General features: G+C 32.4%; 5 protein-coding genes and 1 tRNA gene. 3 read left to right on the top strand and 3 right to left on the bottom strand.

Annotated elements, in window-relative coordinates; genetic code table 11:
• The first annotated feature begins 99 nt into the window (after positions 1–99).
• Positions 100–534 (top strand): hypothetical protein, encoded by a 435-nt coding sequence (locus ABD792_RS15615; RefSeq protein WP_345007302.1) that lies wholly within the window; start codon positions 100–102, stop codon positions 532–534.
• Between the two features lie 312 nt (positions 535–846).
• Here ABD792_RS15615 and ABD792_RS15610 read toward each other — a convergent pair whose 3' ends face one another.
• Together ABD792_RS15610 and rbfA are read right to left on the bottom strand one after the other, a co-directional pair.
• A complete protein-coding gene (locus tag ABD792_RS15610) occupies positions 847–2,052 on the bottom strand; it encodes an ABC transporter permease (RefSeq protein WP_345007301.1) in 1,206 nt (401 codons plus the stop codon).
• The gene (gene rbfA, locus ABD792_RS15605) at positions 2,053–2,448 is read right to left on the bottom strand and encodes a 30S ribosome-binding factor RbfA (protein WP_345007300.1); all 396 of its coding nucleotides are present in this window, start codon (positions 2,446–2,448) and stop codon (positions 2,053–2,055) included.
• A 188-nt stretch (positions 2,449–2,636) separates the two neighbouring features.
• Between rbfA and mce the strand changes: the two genes are divergently transcribed.
• Together mce and ABD792_RS15595 are read left to right on the top strand one after the other, a co-directional pair.
• Positions 2,637–3,038, top strand: coding sequence for a methylmalonyl-CoA epimerase (mce, locus tag ABD792_RS15600; protein WP_345007299.1), 402 nt, complete (start codon positions 2,637–2,639; stop codon positions 3,036–3,038).
• 55 nt (positions 3,039–3,093) lie between these two features.
• Positions 3,094–3,167: transfer RNA gene (locus tag ABD792_RS15595), tRNA-Ile, on the top strand.
• A 205-nt stretch (positions 3,168–3,372) separates the two neighbouring features.
• Here ABD792_RS15595 and ABD792_RS15590 read toward each other — a convergent pair.
• Positions 3,373–4,098, bottom strand: a complete 726-nt coding sequence (locus ABD792_RS15590; protein ID WP_345007298.1) for a hypothetical protein — start codon at positions 4,096–4,098, stop codon at positions 3,373–3,375.
• Positions 4,099–4,373: the final 275 nt, after the last annotated feature.

The following is a 4,373-nucleotide window of genomic DNA, read 5'->3' as shown; positions in this document are numbered from 1 at the left end:
TACGAATACTTAAAGGTAGCCAAAAGTGAGATTATTTCACCTGAAAGCTACCTTTAGGTTTAGTTCAACAACGGTAGCCATATTTCAGGACTAGACATTATGAAAAAAATATTTTTAATCATCTTTTTTATTTCTTTTAAGATATTTTCTCAAGAAAATGTGGAAATGCCTGTTTTTCCTAATTGTGAACAAAATGACAATCCTAAAGACTGCTTTTTGACTAGTATCGCTGAGCAATTGGTTAAGGATACGGACTTTCTTTTAGCCAATGATTACGACGAGGAGAATTATTTAGAGAATATCGAAGAGACTGAAAATCCTAATGAAACTGACACTGAAAAAGTTATGTGTTATTTCACAATTGACTATCAGGGAAAAACAAAGAAAGTTCGAATACAAGGAAATATCAATAGAGATACACGAAAGAAATTTAGAGATAATTTAAAGGAACTTCCAATAATGAAGCCTGGAACTTTAAATGGAGAACCTGTTGACATTCCTTTTGCTTTACCAGTATTTGTTGTACTTTATTAATTTCTAAACATTAAAGACAGAAAGAATATATTAAATGAAAAGAATAAATAAAAGCAGGTAACAACGGTTGCACAAGCCCGTGATTTTGTAAAAACAGGATACATAAACGCCCATTTTAAGGGCGTTTGTTGTTTTTGAATGTGATTTACAGTGTAAGTTCAAACTGATTATTAGGGTTTATAATGATGTCTATAATAGCCTTAGATGGTAAAAATGAAGCATAGACTTTTTTAGGGAAGGCTCACAAGCCTATCTGCTTTATAGGCATATTTATGCAAACACTGTATAATATTTATTAATATTGAAATAGAACTAATAAGCCTTTAAAAGGCTTTTGGTAATACGTACCGATGCAATTTTGGAGGCTATAATACCTAGAATGGATATAGTAACAAATACGATCAGGAAATTTTCTGGCTTTATTAAAACGGGATATGGGATAGTTACAGTTAATAAAACCAAACTAAACGTTTTTTGAAGGATTACAACAAGTAATCCCAGGCTTAATCCTATGAGGCCTCCAATAATACTCATTAAACTACCCTGAAAAAAGAAAATTCTGCGAATATCCTTAACTGTTATTCCAATATTAAAAAGGGTGTTCAAACTTTTTTTCTTGTCGAGTATCATCATGATTATTGAGCCAATAACATTAAAAAGAGCTATGATAAGGACTAGGGTAAAAATGAGATAAACGACTAAGTTTTCGGTGTTCAGCATTTTGTAGAGCGCATCGTTTAGCTGAGCTCTGTTCTTTACTATTATGTTATCACCCAAAGCAAGTTGTATTTTTTGTCTCGCAAGCACTTCATCACTGCCTTCTTTTAGTTTAAATTCTATGGCCGATATTTGGTTTGGACGATAACTTAAAAGATGCTGTGCTAAATCTATTGGGGCATATACGTATGTATCGTTAAGTGTTTCGTTAATAAAAAAAACACCTACATTAAGGGTGTTTACCATATTAAACGCATCTTTTGTAGAGGTTATCTGTCCTGTTCCGGATTTGGGAACATAAATGTTTACAGGATTGGTATAATCCAGAACACCTAGGGATAAGTTGGTGGCTATACCCCAGCCAACAACTATTTGGTTCGACTTTTGTTCAAGCCAGTTTCCTGTTTCAAGAATAGAATCGGCTTGAACTACTTGTTTAAAGTGCTTGTCGACACCCTTTATGGTAGCAATGTAGTTTTTATTATCAGAAGATATTATAACGCGCTCTTCGACAGTTTTAGAGTAGATGGCAATTTCTTCTATACCATTTAGTTTCGCAATAGCATCTTCTGTTAAGTAAAATGACTTACCTATAGTGGTTTCAGCTTTTAAATCGGGATCAACAACCGATGAAAATTGAAGTGTGAAGTCTTTTAAGCCAGCAAATCCCGAGAGTACTATAAATAAGGAAGCAGCTCCCAAAACAACACCAATTACTGCTATTATGGTAATAAAGTTAATAGCATTATTGCTGCTTTTGGAGCGTATATAACGTTTTGCTATATATAAAGGGACGTTCAATTAGGATTTTTTTCTTTTATCTAAAATACTAGGGTCTTTAATAGGATTGACCTTGCCTTTTAAAGATTGCTCAATTTTGTCGATATATTCTAAAGAATCGTCTATAAAGAATTCCAGTTGGGGCATACGCCTTAACTGGTGTTTGGTACGTTGGGCTAATTCATGGCGTATTAAAGGGGCGTTAGACTTTATACCCTCCAGAATCTCTTTGCCTTTGTTATTTGGAAAAATACTTAAGTATACCTTAGCGATGGAGAGGTCTACGGTAACAGTCACTTTCGTTACCGAAATTAAAATGCCCTGCATACCACCATGGGTTGCAGCTCCCTGAAGAACTTCTACCAAATCGCGTTGTAGTACCGATCCTATTTTTTTTTGTCTTTGACTTTCTTCCAATTGATTGTTGTTTTCTAGTTTATACCAAAATTAGGGTAGAGGTAAGATACTAAGTTAATATAATTTACCAAATTATCTTATAAGTTGTAATTGATTCAAGGTAATATCGTAGTGCAAAAATAAAGGATATTTAAAGATTATCTTACTTTTGGTTTGTAAAATTTGTATCTTACTGTAAAGTATTTTTAATGAATAAAATTGAACATATAGGGATTGCTGTTAAAAACCTTAATGAGTCCAATAAGTTGTTTGCCAGTTTATTTGGAAAACCAAATTACAAAACAGAAACTGTTGTTAGTGAAGGCGTGCGAACCTCTTTTTTTAAAGTAGGTGACAATAAGGTAGAATTATTGGAAGCCACCCATGAAGATAGCCCTATTGCTAAGTTTCTTGAAAAAAAAGGAGAAGGCGTGCACCATATTGCTTTTGCTGTGGATGATATTAATGCAGAGGTTAAGAGGTTGGTGTCCGAAGGCTTTAAAGTGCTTAATGAAATACCAAAAAAAGGAGCTGACAATAAACTAGTTGTGTTTCTTCATCCAAAGACAACAAATGGGGTTCTAATAGAGCTTTGTCAGGAAATTATTTAAAAGCATAATTTTCTTGTAGAGTTTTAAAATAAATAGTAGATTTGCAGCCGATTTTGGTCCCATAGCTCAGTTGGTTAGAGCACCTGACTCATAATCAGGTGGTCCTTGGTTCGAGCCCAAGTGGGACCACTTCTAAAAATCGTTAAGCCTTGCAGAAATGTGAGGCTTTTTTATTTCTTCTTTGTTATAGTTGCATTGTATGCATTATGTGCATTTTACTTCTAAATGCCAACTTGTCAAGTTTTTTGGTGAAAAAGGTGTCCAAATAGGTGTCCATATAGAATAAAAAAGGTGTTCCTTTAAAATTTTAGAGTTACTAAAGATTAAAGAAGGATTAAAGAGCTTCAAACTCAATAAAAGTATCAAACATATCATCGTGCCATTCCGTTTGGTTTTCGTGGTTGAAATTATATTCAATGTAGTTGACCTCAGTTGGATACATGTATTGTAATTCAAATCTACCACTATACTTGGAGTTAATTTTAGGATAATATTCGTCATAACTTTTCACACCTTTTTTAGAAAATCTGTATCCTTTATTATACAGTATAATAAATAACTCACTACTTATTGTATTTATAGCCATACGTGAAATAGCTAAATTTGGAAAATTATGTTCAAAGAAGGTAAAGTTTGATGTATCAGCAATATGCTCCAAAATAAAGTCTGGGTAAAACTCTCCTGTATCTTCAAAATGTTTAATATCTATTAAATTGCCATTATTGTCATGATTCAAAACACGTGTTATACCACCTACGAAGTTATCATTTTTGCTTATTCTCCCATAAGTTTCAACGGTCTTGATTATTTTTTCAGAATTGAAATTTAAAACCTTTTTTTGCTCAATATACTCCATATCATTATCATGAAAATAGATAATAATGTTATTTGGATTGAACTTAAAAGATATACGGGTTACATTAAAATTAAGGTAATCTACTACTAAACTATCGATACTACTATATTCTTCAAAATAATATTTTCCAGTACTAAAATGGCTATACTTACCACTTTCGTCAAAAAAATAACGCACATTAGAATCAGCCCGTTTTGATTTCACTTGTGTTATTTTGTTATAGTTGGGCAAAATTTCTTTTTCAGAATCATGAGAGCTTGAACAATTAAAGAAAAGCGGAAAGAGAAAAACGATAAATAAACCCTTCATAGTTCTATATATTTTGGCTGATGCCAATTTAAGATTTAAAATTTACATAACCTAGATAGAGGTATTTATCATAAGCTCTCCCAAAAGTTAGAGTTGGCTATTAACCTGAGTTCGACGTAAGAAAAGCGATTTTTTGGTATAGAAAAAGCAGAATATTTAGTATATTAAAG

The sequence above is a fragment of the Snuella lapsa genome, assembly GCF_039539345.1.
GTDB classification, from domain to species: Bacteria; Bacteroidota; Bacteroidia; order Flavobacteriales; family Flavobacteriaceae; genus Snuella; species Snuella lapsa.
The sequence above is the reverse complement of the archived record's forward strand: the minus strand, read 5'-3'. Positions and strand labels throughout refer to the sequence as shown.

Bases quoted from the DNA above. Each gene is read 5' to 3' on its own strand.
- mce (WP_345007299.1), top strand. From the start codon at position 2,637: ATGAATAAAATTGAACATATAGGGATTGCTGTTAAAAACCTTAATGAG.
- ABD792_RS15615 (WP_345007302.1), top strand. From the start codon at position 100: ATGAAAAAAATATTTTTAATCATCTTTTTTATTTCTTTTAAGATATTT.